The sequence below is a fragment of the Paenibacillus sp. J22R3 genome (assembly GCF_056269305.1).
Genome location: NZ_JBWDNS010000018.1, coordinates 11,962 through 29,694 on the forward strand (window position 1 = coordinate 11,962; position 17,733 = coordinate 29,694).

Below are 17,733 nucleotides of genomic sequence, written 5' to 3' on the forward strand. Positions count from 1 at the left end.
TTCATGCAGAAACCCGGATTCGACATCCTCCATATTCCGTTACTTTTCCGCGAATCGTGTGGTATATCGGTCTGAACCACGATGTTAAGATAGGCATAGACAAACGAACTGTATGCGTTCTCAGTGTCGAGAACGCAACGGAAACAACGGAAAGGACGGATGTGTTGATGACGTCGCACAAACGCAGATTGCGTTCGGATTACACGATTCTATATGTGCTGTTAGTACCCGGATTAGTGTTAACGTTCATTTTTCAATACTTGCCTATGTTCAGCAACATCATCGCTTTCATGGATTACAGTCTGTTCGACGGCTGGATGGGTTTGGACAGCCCCTGGGTCGGCTTTAAGCATTTCGGGTTCATCACCGAGTCCTGGTTCCACCAATTGCTCTGGCGTACGATCTACTATAACGTCATAAGCCTGATCTTCTGCTTCCCAGCTCCACTTATACTGGCACTGCTCATGAACGAGATTCGAAGCACCAAGTTCAAGAAAGTCGCTCAATCCATCACCTACGTTCCGCATTTCGTATCTTGGGTTACCGTCGCAGGACTCTTCTATATATTCCTCAGCGTCGATCCATCCGGATTTGTAAACAACATTAAGGTGGCTCTGTTCGGCGGAGAACGCACAGTGTTCATGCAAGATTCAAACCTATTCCTGCCGCTGCTCATTCTCTCTCAAACCTGGAAGGAAATCGGTTGGGGCAGCATTCTCTACTTGGCAGCAATGACGATGATCGACCCCCATCTCTACGAAGCTGCGAAAGTTGATGGAGCCGGACGCTGGCAACAGTTGCTTCGTATTACGTTGCCATCTATGATTCCAACGACGCTCATCCTGCTAATCTTCGCCTTGGGCGGCATGGTCGGCGGCAACTTTGATCAAATCTTCAATTTCCAGAATATCGTCATCCAAGAAGACACGAACATCATTAATACCTTCACCTTCTATAAGGGGGTACGGGAGCAGCAATTCTCTCTGGCGACAGCGGTCGGATTATTCTCTGGTGTGATCAGTTTCTTGCTGCTGATGGCAGCCAACTATACGAGTAAGAAAGTCAACGATACTTCGATAATCTGACGGAGCAACGAAAGAGGTGAATAACTTGAACGGATTAGCCGCACGTGACAAAAACTGGTTCGACACCGCAAACCTCTTGATCATTTTCGTCTTATGTGCAATTACGTTGTACCCCTTCTGGTACATCTTCGTTCTTTCTTTGAACGAAGGAAAAAACGCCGCACTAGGACCGATCTGGCTCTGGCCAAGAGAGTTTACACTCGACAACTACCAATACGTGATTCGAAACCCATACATTTTGGACGCCTTCGGAGTTACGATTGCCAGGGCAATTATCGGATCATTGATTTCTGTAGGGGTCACCTTCTTGGTGGCGTTCTCCCTGTCTCATCGCAGCCTTCCCGGCCGTAAAGCAATTCTATTCTATTACATGATGCCGATGTTCATAGGCGGAAGCGTCGTCTCGAATTATGTCATCATGGCAAAGCTTGGCCTGATTAATAACTTCCTGGTTTACGTTCTTCCCGGCGCTTTCGTCTTCTTTAATATGATCATCATGAGAAGTTTCATCGAACAAATCCCGCCCGAGATTCAGGAATCCGCCATGATCGACGGCGCCGGAAAGCTCAGGACGCTAATCAGCATCATCGTTCCTTTATCTAAACCGATCTTGGCAGCCATGCTGTTCTTCGCTATCGTTGGCGCCTGGCTCGATTTCGGAGCGAACCTTCTCTATGTAACCAAACGAAGCCTGTATGTGCTGCAATACGTGCTTTACATGACGGTATTGTCTAGCCAAAGTAATGAAATGATCCAACTCATGGCTTCTACCGGCAAAATGCCGACCAACGTATCGTCGGAACTGCCGACACCGGAAGTATTGAAGATGAGCACGCTTATTGTCGTCACGCTGCCTCTTCTCTTCGTTTATCCGTTTTTCCAGAAATATTTTGTCAAAGGTATGATGGTTGGAGCCGTAAAGGCTTGATCATAGCGTTATACTCATAATAAGGGGAGCGTGTACGAAGTATGCTATGGGGCAATAAAAAAGGGGTTAAGCTTGCACTTGCGTCCGTGATGGTTTTGACGCTTTTGGCCGGCTGTACGAAAGACAAGGGCTCCAATGAGCCTTCAAGTAATTCGGCAAGTAAGTCCGAGAACACAACAGCAAATGCTGCACAAGAGACGTCGCAAGAAGGAACGCAAGATCCGGCGGCAAACTTCCAGGAATTAAAAATTACGATGCTTGGAGACATGCAAACCGGAACATCGAAGCCTACCGAAGACGTGCTGACTCCAATTTGGCGCGAGAAAACAAAGGTCATTCCGGAAATCGTGCAAATTCCGCCGGGCATGGACCGTGCGCAATGGTTTCAAAATCAGATCGTTGGCGACACTCTGCCTGATATTCTGGCGGTCAACGGGATTTTCAGCGTCACTCAGCTTCGCAGTATGGTAATTGAAGGTAAACACATTCGTGAAATCTCGAAAGACGACATTAACAAGTATATGCCTCGTACTGTAGCGTACCTGAAAGAACTTGGCGTTACAGTGGACCAATATTACGAAGATAATCTGGTTGACGGCAAGCTTTGGTACATCCCAAGCGGCAATGATACAAGCACCCTCGATCCGATGGCTTTCCCGAACATCCGGGATGCTGTCAGCGAGAAGAACCCGCCGCCAACTGAGCCTTATGCCGTTTATCTCCGCGACGATATTCTCAAGAAGATCTTCCCGCAAGTGAAAACGGAAAAGGAATTGAAGGATCTGTACGTCAGCAATAGCGGCAAGCTCAGCTTCGAAGAAGCGAACGACATTCCAATCAACAGCCAATCGGACATGCTCGCGTTCTTGCATAAAGTCAAAGACTTGAATCTCAAAGTAGGAAACAAGCAAGTGATTCCAGGCCACCTGAGCTTCAACAACACCGTAGATTCGCTTCTATGGTCCAGCTACACAACAGCCGGCTTCTGGTGGACGAATTTCGCCAATAACGTGGCGAACGGTGAGCAGATCAACTATGCTCCACTCACGGCGCAATGGAAAGATTACATTAAATTCTACAACACGCTCTACAATGAACAGCTAATCGACAAAGAGAACTTCATTCAGAAAGACGAGCAACGAAACGCGAAAATCATTAACGGCGAGTATGCGGTCTTCAACGCATGGGGACCGGTTGCCGATGCACGTGCCTTGTCCGATAAAGAGAATCGCGGCTACGGGTTCCGCAGATTGATTTTGTTCCCGCAATCTCCAATGACTGGTGAATTCCAGAACGCTGCCATCGCTCCGAACAGCATCAACGGATCAGGCATGGGCGTCGGAATCAGCTCGAAGATCACAGACGAAGAACTGCCGCAAATCCTGAACTGGATCGATTGGAACCAGTCGAAGGAAGCAAACGAGCTGCGTGAATGGGGTCTTCCAGAATGGTCCACAGGTACAGGCAAAGACCGCAGATTCAAGCCTGAATTCAAAGACATGGAGAACTGGATCCTCTATCAGAAAGACGGCGAGAAAGATGGTCCTCACTACGGTCTGTATTTGCAAAACAACACGCACGCCGCTTGGAACGCAGAGACGTATCAAATTGCGGGATTGCCTTATGCAGAAGGTCCGATTTACACGTACCCGACAGTCGCAGACGCGAATACCGTCAATATCGATATGGTCACGCAAGTCGTTAACCGCCAGCATTTCGCAGAGAATGTTACCTATTACCGGAAAATCGGTTGGACCGAAGCGGATCTCGATCCGGAAAGCAAACTTGGCAATCTGAGTAAATCGAATGGCTGGGAAAGCGATTCGGGTAGAAGCACGATCGTGAAGGCCATTGTCGGCAAACCAGAAGACTTCGACAAAAACTATGATGCCTACCTCGGCACATACAGTCAGGAATGGAAAGACGCTTTCGGTGAACTGCAATCCAAGTATAAATCGATCTACGATCAATTCATCAAACCTGAGCTGGACAAAGTAAAATAACGAACGCTAAAATGAATGCAACTCCTCTTCTATCAACAAAGAGGGTTGCATTCATTGCGGTTTCTTAAGGGGAGACAGGCCATGTTAACATTGCTCATCGTAGACGACAACCCGGCCGATCGGGAAGGTATTCGCCACCTCGTTCCCTGGGATGAGCTCGGTATCCGGGTCGTCGACAGCGCCGTGAATGGCGAAGAAGGTTTGCGGAAATGTATGGAACTCCAGCCCGATCTTGTCATTACCGACGTTTCCATGCCCGTGATGGATGGCATTCAGATGGCAGGAGCCATACGCCAGGCATTGCCGAATACCGGGCTTCTGTTTATGAGCTGCTTCGATGAATTCGATTACGTAAGGGGCGCACTCAAGAACGGCGCATATGGCTATGTACTGAAGCCGATCAACATCGAAGAATTAATGGAAGCTGCAGGAAAAGCGGTCTCGGTCATTAGACATGAACAGGCTCAATCGAATCGCATTGTCGAGCTTCGGGAGCAAGTGGAACAAAGTCTCCCTGTCTTGCGTGAGCGGTTCATTCAAGAGCTGGCCATTCAACCTCATCTGGTTGATAACGATACTTTATCCGATCGTTTGCATTTTCTCGGTTTACCTGAAGGCAAGACGTTTACGATCGTACATATAGGCTTAGAAACGAGCGAAGAAGACCGCGAAGTGTCCATGGACCGGTTGTATATGGCAGGCTACTCCTTGAAAAGCGGGTTCGAACGGTCAATCGCCGGACGATATGAAGGCTATGTCATTATGCAGGACCTTACGACGGTCCGATATATGCTGTTTATCGATCCCTGGGAAGAAGAAGACAGCGTCGGCCGATTGCTGGACCTTGTCGGCGAATTTAAGGAAGCGGTTTCAACGGAGCTCGGCATGCCCGTTTTCATTGTAATCGGAGATTTCTCTACGCAGCTTACGGAAGCGAATCATCACTATGAGCAAGTCTTACTTGCCGCAGATTCCCGCTATTATTCAGGCGCCAGCCGGATCATTCTGGTATCCGAAGTGAAGGCGAAGGATGCTCCGCCCGAATACGACTTCAAGACGTTAAAGCTTCGGATGGCCGAACTGCTGGATCGTGAGGAAACCGGTCAGGAAGACGTGGATGCCTTTTTGGACGGTTATTTCTCAAGCGGACACCGATTTCCCTCCTATTATTACAAAGGTCTGTCTCTAGCAATCATAACGACACTGCAGGCTCAGCTGCTGGAGAAGAACGAGAGCCTCCTCAGCGTCATCGAAGACGTGGAAGGCATCTGGCGCTCGCTCGAACATATGGACAACGTGGATTCGATTCGGAGTAAGCTTGGCGAGACCATCTGCTCCGTCTGCTTGCATCTATCCCGCGCACATACAGGCGGCAAGTACGGCAAAATCGTAGAAGATATCAAAGACCTCGTCGATCGCGATTACGGCAATTATACGAATATTGAACAAATCGTACAGCCGCTCTATTTGAGCGCTGCCCATGCTAACGCGATATTCAAACAACACACCGGTCAAACGATCTTCGATTATTTGATCGGCAAAAAAATCGAAGTGGCCAAACGTATGCTGCTCGATCCTTATATTAAAGTATACGAAGTCGCCCAACATGTCGGTTACCGGAGCAAGTCCTATTTCTCTCTCGTATTCAAGGACTATACGGGTATGACCCCGAGACAGTACATGGATAAGCAAAGCAAACGGGGGCAATAAGATGAAATGGCGATTACGGGTTACCTATCCCGCCGATAGTGTAAAGTTCAGGGTGTTGCTCAACCTGATCATGTTCACGACGATTCCGTTCATTATTATCTCTTTCCTTATTGGTTTCTATCTGTATAACGACTATAAGACTTCCTATATTCACAAAGTGCAGGAATCAATTAACCAGGCTGCCGAACCAATCAACCATGATTTCGCCCGGTATATGGACCGAAGCAACATCATCTTGTCCGGCCCTTATTATGTTCCCCTGCTCAACAATAAAGACAGCATTAATAACATCGTGGTCATGACGGATTTTCAAAGGCTGTTCGAGGCGACGTTCACCGAATCGGATATTTACCAATATCAATTTTACTTGAAAAATTACACAGGTCTAAAAGGCAGCTTCATCGAGGATTTGAACGACAGGGATGCCTCCGAGATCTCTTTCGTCGAAGAGAAAGTGATCAAAGGCAATCCTACCGGATTCGTGTGGGCGCCTGAATGGACAATCATCAATAACAGGCCCTACATAACCTTTTACCGGAATCTAGTGACGCTTGCAGCCTTTAAAGGCGCACTTGCCGTCAATATCCCCTTGCCTTCGCTGAATTATTATTTAAGCGACCTGAATATGCAGAAGAACGTGCAAATCATAATGCGCAAAGGATCGAACTATTATTGGGACGGGGAGCTGTTTGCTGACAATCCACTCTCCGGCAGCAGAGCCCTGCTCACGCAAACGGAGCTGAAGGATGGAAGCCGACTGATCGCATTCGTTCCCAAGTCGATCTTCGATCACCGGCTGCTCCAAATTATCGGTTGGATGGCAGCGTGCTTGCTGCTGCTCATTATAGCGGTCATATATACCTCGTCGGTCACGGCGAACAAGATTACCGGTTCCTTCAACGAATTCGTCAGTTATTTGAAAACACATGACCACTCGCTCGACGATAATGAAATTTGGAAAATGTCAAACCGGAACGACGATGTGGATGTGATCAAAAACCGGTTGATCAACGTACTGCGCAAACTTAACGACTCCTACTCAGCTTTAACCAGCAGCCGAACCGAGAACATCAAACTGGAGATGGAGTTGCTGCAGGCCCGAATTAACCCTCATTTGCTCTACAATACACTGTCGGTCATTAAGTGGGCACTTCTAAAGCAGAAGGATCGACAAGGCGCGCATACGATCGATCTAATGACCAGCTATTACCGGATCGCGCTGAACAAGGGAACCGGCCAAATAGCGGTCGCCAAAGAGTTGAAGATGATTGGGCTCTATGTCGATATTATCCGGTATACGCATAACACAAACTATCAATATGATGTGCAAGTCGACGTGGACGCGATGAGCCGCAGCATCCCTCTGAATCTTCTCCAGCCCATTGTGGAGAACAGTTTAATGCATGGACTAAACGGTAAGGGTGAGCACGGCAAGCTGCGTATTCGCGGATATATCGAAGAGAACGAGCTCGTATTTACAATCGAAGACAACGGCTACGGCATTGCCCCTAACAAAATTGATCAATTATCGAAGCTGGAATACCAGCCTGAATACGGCGGGTACGGCATAAAAAACGCCATTCGGCGATTGAACAACCTGAACGGAACGCCGGGAGGCCTGACAATCGATAGCGAGCTCGGGCAAGGAACCACAGTAACGATTAGAATTGACCTTGACCGTCTAACAGAGCGAGAAGCCGTGTAATCGGCAACCAAATGACAATCAGAACGACGCTCTCGGTGCGTAATTGCGCGCCGAGAGCGTCGTTCGTTTTGGCTATAATTAAAAGACAATAAAAAGCTCCTCAGCCGCGCAAGAATTACCTTGCTTGACCGAGAAGCTTAAACCATTACTTGCTGAGACTATTCATCAATCGTATCAATACAGTTGCCGCCTGTGCTCTTGTGCTTTCCGCTTGCGGTCCGAACAACCCGTCGCCGAGGCCGTTGGCCATTCCTAGACTTACCGCGATTCGGATCGAATCGGCAGCCCATGCACTGATCGCGGCTTGATCAGAGAAGTCCGAGTCCTCAGCTACACCCGGCAGCGTATGTCCCGATGCATATGCATAAGCTCGCAGCAGGATAACGATCATTTGCTCCCGGGTAATCTTGGCGTTCGGAGCAAACTTGCCTTCGCCGACGCCGTTTACGATCTTCGCTTCGACAGCGGCGTCGATGGCATTGCCGTACCAAGCGTTCTTCGCTACGTCGACGAATGCCGACGTACCATTCGCGCTCGGCAAGTTGATCGCTCTTGCGATCATCGAGACGAATTCGGCACGAGTCACGCTGCCATTCGGCAGGAATTGCCCATCCGCCACTCCGATGACGATTTGCTTAGCCGCGAGCGCCTCAATTGCCGCCTGCGCCCAGTGTCCTTGGATGTCGGCAAAAGTCAGACTGCTTTCCATGACCGAAAACTTGGAGAAGTGCGCAAGCTGCACAGTCACCGTTCCGTCTGCGCTCATGGTGCCGCCAACGTATTCCCAGTCCCCAGTCGATTCGTTGAAGTAATACACGCCGACTTTGCCAGGATCCTTAATCTTGGCCGGATCGACCTTGAAGCTCACGCCGAGCGGCGTATTGAAGTTGTGAACCTCCGTATTGCCTACGAACAGATCAAGATCGTAAATGGCCGACTCGGATTTGAGACCTTGCGGAAGCTGTTCTCCCGTCTTGATCGACCAACTTAGACGAACGGTTCCGGCATCTGACTTCACGTTCAACGTCCCCGGGTTCAGCTTTAGCTGAATGCCGTTGCTCTCAATAATAATTGGCTTGCCACGTTCATTCGCGAGGGCGATGACTTCAGCCGTCAGACTGACTTCCACTTTATCGACGGCTTGCTTCGGCGTAACGTCAATATTCAAGCTGTCACTGCTGCCATTAAGCGCAGTAACCAGAATTGCCGCGTTCGTCGTGAACGTCCATACTTTGCCGCCGTTGCCGTCCGTGCCAATCGTTCCTTGACCGTCACCTGCCGCTGGAGGTATCGGCGGTGTCGGTGGTGTCGGTACAGCCTCAGTCATGGCGGGCAGCGAGATGTAGTCGAGATTCGCGATCCCGGTATCGCCTTCGTCAAACTGAAGCGTGATTGTATTCGTTCCGGCGTTCAAGAGCAGCTTCTCGACCTTACTGCCCCACGTATCCCAGTTCGCCAAATTCAACAAGGTGGTCTGCCGTACTTTCGTATCATTGACATAGATGGTCAGGGTTCTATCCGAGCCCATGCTATTGGCATAGCGGAAAGTGACGTCTTTGTTTCCGGCCGATGCAGCTTCTACTGTGAAGGCGACAGCATCTCCCGGACCCCAGTAATTGGCCGCGAAGCCTGTGCCCGAATAGCCGGTATGGTTGGTATCGTTCGCGATATTGCCTTTATGCGTCGCACTTTCCGCCTCGTAAATCGTAGGCGCCGGTATCGGCACGGATAGGTAATCGAGATTCACGATGCCTGTATCTCCTTCGTCAAACTTAAGCGCGATCGTATTCGTTCCGGCGTTCAAGTTCAACGTTTCAAGCATGTTGCCCCACGTATCCCAGTTCGCCAAACTTGGTAAACTGGTTTGTCTGACTTTCGTTCCGTTCACATAAACGGTGAGCGTTTGCGCCTTCCCCATGCTGTTGGCGTAACGGAACGTGACGTCGTGGTCACCGGCGGCCAAGGCATCCACCGTGAACGTAACGGCATCGCCCGCCCCCCAGTAATTGGCTGCAAAGCCTGTACCCGAATAGCCGGTATGATTCGTATCTGTCGCAATATTGCCCTCGAAGACGGCGTTTTCTGCTTCGTATATCGTAGCAGGCAAGGCAACGCTGACATAGTCCAAGTTCACGTGTGCAATGTCGCCCGAATCATACTTATACGTAATCGTATTGACGCCTTCGTTTAATTCGATTGAATCCGTGATGAATCCCCACGAATCCCAGTCGGCGAAGCCCGGTATCAGCGTTTGCCTAAACTTCTTGCCATTGACGTGAATCGTCAGGCTCGAGATAGCTCCGCCATTTGCGTACCGCAGCGTAACGTCGCTCGGGCCAGCGGATGCGGCGTGAACCGTGAACGTGACCGATGCGCCTTCATCGCCGAAGTGATCGACGAAGCCTTCGCCGGAATAGCCTGTATGATCGGTATTAACCGATGCTCCGCCGTCAAGCACACCTTCTTCCGCTTCGTATTTCGTACCCGCTGCCGGAAGTTGCGTATTCGGCGCTGGCGGAGGCGTTACCGGATCTGTCGGCTCGATGACGGTCGGCGGCGGTACGGCCGGTTCCTCGTAAGGCACGTATATCGCATCGAGAAGAACATTCCCCTTATCCTCCGCATCAACCTTGAAAGCAATCTCGTTCTCGCCTGCACTCAAAGCGACCGTTTCGGTCGCCACATCCCACGCGTTCCAACCGTTCGTGCTTGGGAGCGTGAGCTGCTTCACCTTGTCGCCATTTACGTATAGGCTCAAGCTGGCGTCTGTCTCATTCCCGTTTGCATACTTCAGCGTCAACGTTTTGTCGCCTGCGGTTCCGGCATTCACCGTGAATTCGGCCGAAGCATCCTCACTGCCGAAATCGCCTAGATAACCGCTGCCGGAATAGCCGGTCTGTTCAGCAGCAATACCTGCGCCATCCGTCGTAGCGGCTTCTTCTGCCTCGTATACTGGCATCGTGCTCACAACGACCCGATCGGCGCTGTGATAGAAGTTATCCGACGCCGCATTTTTCGTCCCCGTGATGCGAACCTTCATAATGTGCTCCCCGTTCGTCAGCACAGAGCTCGTATACACGAGCGTATTATGGATTTTAGTAGGGTTGTAGGTGTCGACTAACGTTTCTTCACCGCCGTCGATGGACACGCCGATAATGCCTAACGATTTATACTTCTGAGCGTATAGTCTTACTTGCGTGCCATCAAATCGAACTTGATAATACGAGTCGGTCGTGCTCGAGTAGTGCTCGTTGTCCATGTACGCGCCGGCTTCGGGACTGACTCCCCAAGTTCCGACGAACTCGTACTGATTCTTGTCCGTACCTGTATCCATATCGTTGATCGCTATGGAGGACGAGAACGGTACAAAACCCGTTACAACCTGAACCCGGTCGGCGCTATGATACGTGTTATCCGATGCATCGTTCTTCGTGCCAGTGATGCGCACCTTCAAAATATGACCGCCGTATTCAAGCTCTGGGCTTGTATAGACGAGGGTATTGTGAATCTTGGTCGGACTATAGCAATCGACCAGTTCTTCTTCCCCTCCGTCGACGGACACGGCCACGATGCCAAGCGATTTATACTTCTGGGCGAATAGTTTCGCCTGCGTACCGACAAACCTCACTTGATAGTAAGCGTCTGTCGTATTCGAATAATGCTCGTTATCCATGAACGCGCCCGTTTCCGGACTTGTTCCCCACGTGCCAATGAATTCGAATTGGTTCGCTCCTCCGCCGACATCGGCATCGTTGATGTCGATCGTTCCCGTCGTCACGACCACGCGATCGGCGACATGATCATAATTGGATGAGTTGACGTTCTTCGTTCCCGTCACGCGTACCTTAAGCACGTGCTCGCCAAGAGACAGTTTCTCACTTGAGTAGAGCAGCGTGTTATGGATCTTCGTTGGGCTATAGCCGTCTACCAGCTTCTCCGGACTGCCGTCGATGGAAATCGCCGCGATACCGAAGGAGCTGTTCTTCTGCGCATACACCTTCACTTGCGTGCCGGTAAACTTCACTTCGTAATACGCGTCGGTTTCGTTCGAGTAATGCTCGTTATCCAGATAGGCTCCGGTTTCCGGACTTACACCCCAATTGCCGACGTAATGGAACTGATTCTGGTCTTCTCCTTCGACAGCATCGTTGATCGTTATCGTCCCGTTCGATGCGCCGCCTGCATCGGTATCGCTGTCCGGTGACGCGGCGTCCGGATTCTCGTAAATCGGCGACCAATCTGGTCCAATGTAGCCCGCGACCCAATCTTCGCCGCCGAACTCGTATGCGCCGATGTCGGGCTTAATGCCGGCATACCCATCCGTTACACCTACAATATCGGCGCCTGCGTCGATCGCTTGCGAGCTTTCTTGCAGTCGGAACCGCAAGCCTCGTTCCCCTTCGTTCAGGAACTTAGGCGTCTTGTTCATCGTGAGGGAAGTCGACGTCGGCGTGCTGCCTACGACTTGATCCCTGTAAATATTGTTGATCAGCACATCCGCTGGAACCATCGTGTAATTCAAGTACGAAGCGGTTTCACCCGTCGCGAACGTGTTGTTATAGATGTGGTGGACTTGTTCCGCCGCGCTCTCGTGCTGGACATAGATGTCCACGTCTTCGTTATTCCACAGCACGTTGTGGTCTACTTGCGTTGGACCTGCGCCTTGGTCATAATAAATGCCTGCAACGAGACCGTTACCTTCCAAATCCGCCTTCGTATCATGAATCCAGTTGTGATGAATCCGGGTTCCATCAAGATCCGCATTGCGCGCGGAGTAGATCGCCCCGGTATCGGTATTGATTAAGCCATAGTTATAAAGATCGTTGTACCCGATTTCGACGTTCTGGGCCGGTAACAAATCGATGTTTGAGCGCCCTACGTCGTAAATCGTATTATGGAGAATTTTCTGATCGGATGTATTCGACACGGGACTAATGCCGCTCGCGTACGTTCCATCGTATGCCACATCGTGCACGACGTTGTTTTCCGCAATATTTCCCGTGCCGAGGACGATACCTTGGTTAGAGCTGTATTCGACGATGCTGTTCTTGATCACGCTGCCCGGCCCGATCAGACGAATACCGGTTTCATTGGTATGTGAGTAAATCACGTCAGAATCGGTTAACGTTACGCCATGGCTGATATATTGGGCTTTCATGCCGTCTAGCATAATATTCGAGCTGCTCGCGTCCGTAGTGATCGTCGCCGCGAAGATATCGATGCCATGGACCGTAATATTGGACTTGCCGCTCAGGTCGAATGCATAGTTCCGCATTTTCACTTCGACGCCGGAAGGGCTTTCATTGTTCGGCATCCACAAGTAGAGGTCTGTTCCGTCATAGAACCATTCTTTGGCCGTATCGAGCGCGCCGAGCTTGCCGGTCAAATAGTAGTAATCCCGGAAATCCGCGTCGATATAGTTGCCAGGCAACGTCAGCTGCGATCCCGAATCTTCGGAAATGCTCCGCGTCTGGGAAATAAACCAGCCGTTCGTCCACAGCGTACCGCCGGCCCAGCCGCCATCGATTGCCGGTACCTCCGGGTCACTGAGCTTCAGCGAGCTGCCGCTGGCAGTCCAAGTAGCAGCCTTGCCGTCTCTGTAATCCGCACGATTCATCAGATCGTCCGAATCCGATACGTTCGGCCAGCGCGCTTCGATCATCATCTTGCTGTTCACGAACACTTGGTTGGCAAGCAGCGTATCATTGCTCGTAATGTGCTCGTTGTAGCCGGCATCCGGCAGTGAGATGGCTTTCTTATAGATATTGCCCTCATACACGCTCCAGCCGCCGTCTGCGGTATCCGTTCCGCTAACCGTAACGGACGCGTCAGCATCTGGCTCGAATACGATCGGCTCGCCATCGGAGCCGGAATTCGCCGGAATAACGGTCTCGCGATAGATGCCGTCCCGAATCTTGACGGTATCTCCCGCCTCCGCGATGGTCGCGGCATGCTGAATCGTTGCGAAAGGCTCTGAATCGGTGCCGGGATTGGCATCGGAAGCGCCGGCTCCGCCGACGTAATACACATGACCGCCGTCGGCATACGCGCTAGCTTGCGGAAATACCGACAGGAGTAAAGCCGCCAACATCATGAAAACGATTGCTTTTCTAGACGTGCCTTGCCGTAAAACAGGACTACTGGACATTTCTTCCCCTCCAAACATAGAAATGATAGCGGCAAAACTATGAACAAAGCATATTAAACCCGCACTTCAAACGCTCGGTATGCCCATGGTTCCAACTCTAGCACTGCCTTTTTCAGCACGACCGGTACCCGCTCTCCCGTCACGCGGTCGAACAATACGCCGGATGCAACCGGTATTCCAAACGTTGCCGTAACCGGCTCGTCTGTCGGATTCCCAACCGTAAGCACATACTCGACGCCTTCGAACAAATTCGCTATACCATTTTCAGCTTCAACATCGAGCGAAGACATCGGATTTTCGCTGATTTCGGGATACGCATCGTAATAATCCCGCGTTATTCTACCGTACGGAGCCATGAGCTCGTTCGACGAGGCATGGGTATAAATGTGCATCCCGTTGACTGCGTTAAACAAGTGATTCTTGCGGATGTCTACGGGCGAAGAGTCGGTATGGGCGTAACTTTCGAATATTTTCAAATCGGCATGCAGGAAACGAATATAAGGAATGTCAAAATGATACCTTGCCCAATCATGCGTATGAGACAGGAAGCCGTCAGCAAATTCTGCTGCCAAATCAGAAAAGCCTTCTATAATGAGCACCGTGCCTGGATTTACTTTGTCTAGTGCTTCCCTTATTTTCCGAAGCAGCCTGCGCAGTCCCCAGTTCCAAAAGTCAGGATGGCTATGCGGATGATTTGGATCGTAATTGCGATGGTTGTAGGTCGCGCAAGAGGAGTCAAGGAAGAAACCGTCGATGCCGGTCGTTCGCACGATATCTGCGCATGTCTCAGCCAGCCAGTTCTGGTATTCCTCGTTCGCCAAATCCATGTGCCAGAAGTCTCGATAATGCTCTGTGTAGGAGCCGTCCTCTTCCTGTAAAGCCCACCATTTGCCATTGCTTAGCCCAATACGGGACTGCTTCCACATGATTAGTCCTTCGATGTAATAGAGGATGCGCCTGCCCCGGCGATGGACAGCCTCTACGCCTTTCTTGACCGCTTCGAAGCCTCCGAGATTTTGTGCTGCGAAATAGTAGTCTCCTCGATTAATCCAGTTTTTGAAGGTGGTTGCCATTTCCGCATCGTGGAATCCCATAACATGGAACATATTCGCACCAAGCGTTTCTTTGTGCGCTGCAAGTTTAGGGTAATCGTAGAAGGATTGGCCTTCCTTTACCATTTGATCGCCCATGTGCTCGGCTAAGAAAGTAGTGCGCTGATACCACTCGGCTGGAGACTTTCGAATTGGAATGTGGGATCTACGTGAACGCACCCACTGCGCCCCGGCTTTCCAATTTCCCGAGTACGCATAGGTTCGAATTGGGCCAAGATCGACGTACTCGACAGCCATGCCATGATTTGAATAGGAGATCGTGCCTTCGCTGCCGTTAATTTCATTCTTGTTTGACAGCCCATCCTTGCTTACTCCAGAAAAGCACCTGGAATGACATACACCGGCGAACGGGCCGTCATCGCCTCCGCCTCCGTCGAAATAATCATTAATCCAGAAATCATGATGCGTTGAATAGCGGGATACTTGTCCAAAATCGTTGCCCACCGCATATTCCCGTCTGACACAAGCACCGGGGTCCGCCGTCAAATCAGCGCGGTTGTCGTCCAGAAACGCAATCCCTCTATCTGCTCCTTCAACCAAGAACGAAGGGGACGTCAGCGTGCCAACATAAGCATTCTTGTAATTTGCTTCGTTAAGCGGACTCAATACAGCCCCCGCAATATGCGGAATGATGGCCCGCGCACCGCTTGCATTGCCAAAACTGAATTTTGAAAGCAGCGGGAAATAAATATCCACATCTACGGACTCATCGCCATGCCATGCCGCCTGCCCCCTCCAAGTCGCCACATGGCCTTCCGTTTCGATGATCAGAAAGAGCTGGAGCGGCAACCGATCATGCCCCAATTCCAAACTCATCTTCCATTCGTTATGCTCCATGTTCAGAACGCGAAACGACTCCATTCCGTACCGACCGGCATACTTTCCTCTAGAGACCACGACCGTCAGGGGATTACCTGGCAATCCTTCGAACGATTCTATCAGTTCCCCGTTCACTTCCGTTCTCATTCCGACCAGACTGATGCGCTCTTTCACATGCTCAAATGTAAGTACCAGCCCCGGTCCAGATAAACGAACAACCGCCATTCACCATACGCTCCCTTAGTGATCTGATTGATTAAAATATCTTGTAGATTAGCTTGCTTGCTCATGATTAATCGTAGCTTTGCTCAAGCTCGGTTTATACCCTATAATCTCTGGAAATGTAACGGACAATTAGGATTTCCACGGAAGATGTTCTGAGAATACAGAAAAAGTCGCCGGGTTTTGGACCAGGCGACTTTCATTACTAGTGGTGAAGCAACCATCTGCCAGATGGTTCGCCTTTATTTCATTTGATAAAATCTATTCCAGCTTAGTTAGTGCTTAAACGTGAAAGGTTTTAGAGCGCTTTATTAACTAGCGCCTCGCAATATTTGAATGATTTCTTGATAAAATTTATAGCCAAGATGGAATTGAACTATGTTGTCTACAGGTAAAGTGGAATTAGAAATTATATAAAACAATACGAACATATCCTGCCCGTCAGTGTAGAATAGGCAACCGCTTTAATGCCGGCTGCCTTTTTGTGGTATGTATTAAACTAAAGTTCTCCGTTACTTCAACGGTCACCATATTCGTGGCAACCTCGTCAGTTTCCAGTTAAAGATTGAAATAAATGGTGCCGACATGTGCCGGCACCATTGATTTACTGATCATTTTCAGGCATCCGGTGGATTCTTTTTTATTCTAAATCCACCGAATACTACGCTAAACGCTATTCCAAGACCGATACCAACAGAGATATTATCCATTGCCACGCCAATGGCTACACCAAGGGCGATTCCTAATGCAAGCGACATTGCGGGTTTCATCTTGTTCTTCCTATTCATAATTCCACTACCTCCATAATTGCTGATTTTAATAAATAAGAGCATCTAAACGGGCGGTTTCAATATTACTCAGTTTTATCAATGTAATCGTTCGCTAGAAGCCTGTACTATCTATAATTTGTGTGCTTTCTTTTTTAGAGCACAATCTTCCCCGCCTATTTTTTCAAGCAGGAACGTTATGTGTATTAGTGAAGGCGAAGCATCAGGTTTATCACATATGTATAATAACTTGGTAACCTTAACGACCAGTCCTGTTTTTTCTTCGATTTCTCTTACAATCGAATCTTCAAGTGTCTCTCCTTGTTCAACTCTGCCTCCCGGCAAAGACCATTTTCGGTCAGAACTTTCATTCTGCTTGACCAATAAAATTTTACCGTCCTCAACCAAAATTCCCGTTACTCTAACCTGCAAAAGATTGCTCATTAGCTACTCGCCTCCTAAAAAAGAGCCGTCAATAAAATTTAATATTGCAATAAGTAACAAAAAAATACCGAAAATCCGATTTAATATTTTCATTGCTTTATGTCCAGAATCAGGAGGAGTAAATTTCCCAGCTTTCAAGTCAAAACTCATGCGAGAGATCATCCATACTTTTACAGGAAAGAAAAAGAACAAAAGCCCAATGCAAATCAGCAATATTGATAACAACATAAATCCACCTATTCTTCCGTTAATGATATGGCAGGAACTTTGACGGTCGGGAACAACCTAATGTTTGGTTGAGCTATCGTTCCCAGTTAGTTCAATAAGCTACGAAATGCAGGGAGTAAAATTATTAAAATAGATACTAAAAGTAGAAGTTGGGTTGCCCCTCTTGAGAGTTTTTCTCTTCCCTTTCCTTTATACCATCCACTGAATTGCATTTTATTTCTATATAAAATGAAAATCAAAATGAAAACTCCCAATATTACAGTCCAGCCATAGTCATCAATGTTTATGCCTATTTCTGAGTATACTTTTCTAATTAAATATCCCAAAAATCCTTCAAGAAGTATGACTATAACAATTATACGAAGCAATTCAAGTATAACCTTCAACGAATCTCCTCCTTAAACTCGAGTGACCGTAACCTTATACGATTCAAATACTTGGAAGTTGCGCTAAACTGCCCGTTCGTATTATGAGGTCAGCCAGTTTTTACTGGTTGACCTCTTTTGTCTTTAAGAGGTTTAGTACGGGTAGCCGGGGTAGAACGTCACTGCCCGTGGGGCTA

General features: G+C 49.2%; 10 protein-coding genes and 1 pseudogene. 5 read left to right on the forward strand and 6 right to left on the reverse strand.

Going from position 1 to position 17,733, the window contains the following annotated elements; genetic code table 11:
- Positions 1-167 precede the first annotated feature (167 nt).
- The 5 genes from AC0YN4_RS31725 to AC0YN4_RS31745 all read left to right on the forward strand — a co-directional run bounded on the left by AC0YN4_RS31725 (position 168) and on the right by AC0YN4_RS31745 (position 7,431).
- On the forward strand, positions 168-1,085 hold the full coding sequence (locus AC0YN4_RS31725) for an ABC transporter permease (RefSeq protein ID WP_475837645.1): 918 nt from the start codon (positions 168-170) through the stop codon (positions 1,083-1,085).
- Between the two features lie 25 nt (positions 1,086-1,110).
- Positions 1,111-2,013, forward strand: coding sequence for a carbohydrate ABC transporter permease (locus tag AC0YN4_RS31730; protein ID WP_475837646.1), 903 nt, complete (start codon positions 1,111-1,113; stop codon positions 2,011-2,013).
- Between the two features lie 89 nt (positions 2,014-2,102).
- Complete coding sequence (locus tag AC0YN4_RS31735; RefSeq protein ID WP_475837647.1) at positions 2,103-4,016, forward strand: type 2 periplasmic-binding domain-containing protein; 1,914 nt, start codon at positions 2,103-2,105, stop codon at positions 4,014-4,016.
- A gap of 81 nt (positions 4,017-4,097) precedes the next feature.
- Complete coding sequence (locus tag AC0YN4_RS31740) at positions 4,098-5,726, forward strand: response regulator transcription factor (RefSeq protein ID WP_475837648.1); 1,629 nt, start codon at positions 4,098-4,100, stop codon at positions 5,724-5,726.
- 1 nt (position 5,727) lies between these two features.
- Positions 5,728-7,431 (forward strand): sensor histidine kinase, encoded by a 1,704-nt coding sequence (locus tag AC0YN4_RS31745; protein ID WP_475837649.1) that lies wholly within the window; start codon positions 5,728-5,730, stop codon positions 7,429-7,431.
- A gap of 145 nt (positions 7,432-7,576) precedes the next feature.
- Here AC0YN4_RS31745 and AC0YN4_RS31750 read toward each other — a convergent pair whose 3' ends face one another.
- The 6 genes and pseudogenes from AC0YN4_RS31750 to AC0YN4_RS31775 all read right to left on the reverse strand — a co-directional run bounded on the left by AC0YN4_RS31750 (position 7,577) and on the right by AC0YN4_RS31775 (position 17,557).
- Positions 7,577-13,579, reverse strand: a complete 6,003-nt coding sequence (locus tag AC0YN4_RS31750; RefSeq protein WP_475837650.1) for a CBM35 domain-containing protein — start codon at positions 13,577-13,579, stop codon at positions 7,577-7,579.
- Positions 13,580-13,632: 53 nt separating this feature from the next.
- Complete coding sequence (locus tag AC0YN4_RS31755) at positions 13,633-15,735, reverse strand: DUF6259 domain-containing protein (RefSeq protein WP_475837651.1); 2,103 nt, start codon at positions 15,733-15,735, stop codon at positions 13,633-13,635.
- Between the two features lie 614 nt (positions 15,736-16,349).
- Positions 16,350-16,520: a glycine zipper domain-containing protein gene (locus tag AC0YN4_RS31760; RefSeq protein ID WP_475837652.1), complete on the reverse strand. Its 171-nt coding sequence runs from the start codon at positions 16,518-16,520 to the stop codon at positions 16,350-16,352.
- 147 nt (positions 16,521-16,667) lie between these two features.
- Positions 16,668-16,943 (reverse strand): annotated as a pseudogene (locus AC0YN4_RS31765) (NUDIX hydrolase); the annotation flags it as partial.
- A gap of 3 nt (positions 16,944-16,946) precedes the next feature.
- Positions 16,947-17,168: a hypothetical protein gene (locus tag AC0YN4_RS31770; protein ID WP_475837653.1), complete on the reverse strand. Its 222-nt coding sequence runs from the start codon at positions 17,166-17,168 to the stop codon at positions 16,947-16,949.
- Positions 17,169-17,257: 89 nt separating this feature from the next.
- Complete coding sequence (locus tag AC0YN4_RS31775; RefSeq protein WP_475837654.1) at positions 17,258-17,557, reverse strand: hypothetical protein; 300 nt, start codon at positions 17,555-17,557, stop codon at positions 17,258-17,260.
- Positions 17,558-17,733: the final 176 nt, after the last annotated feature.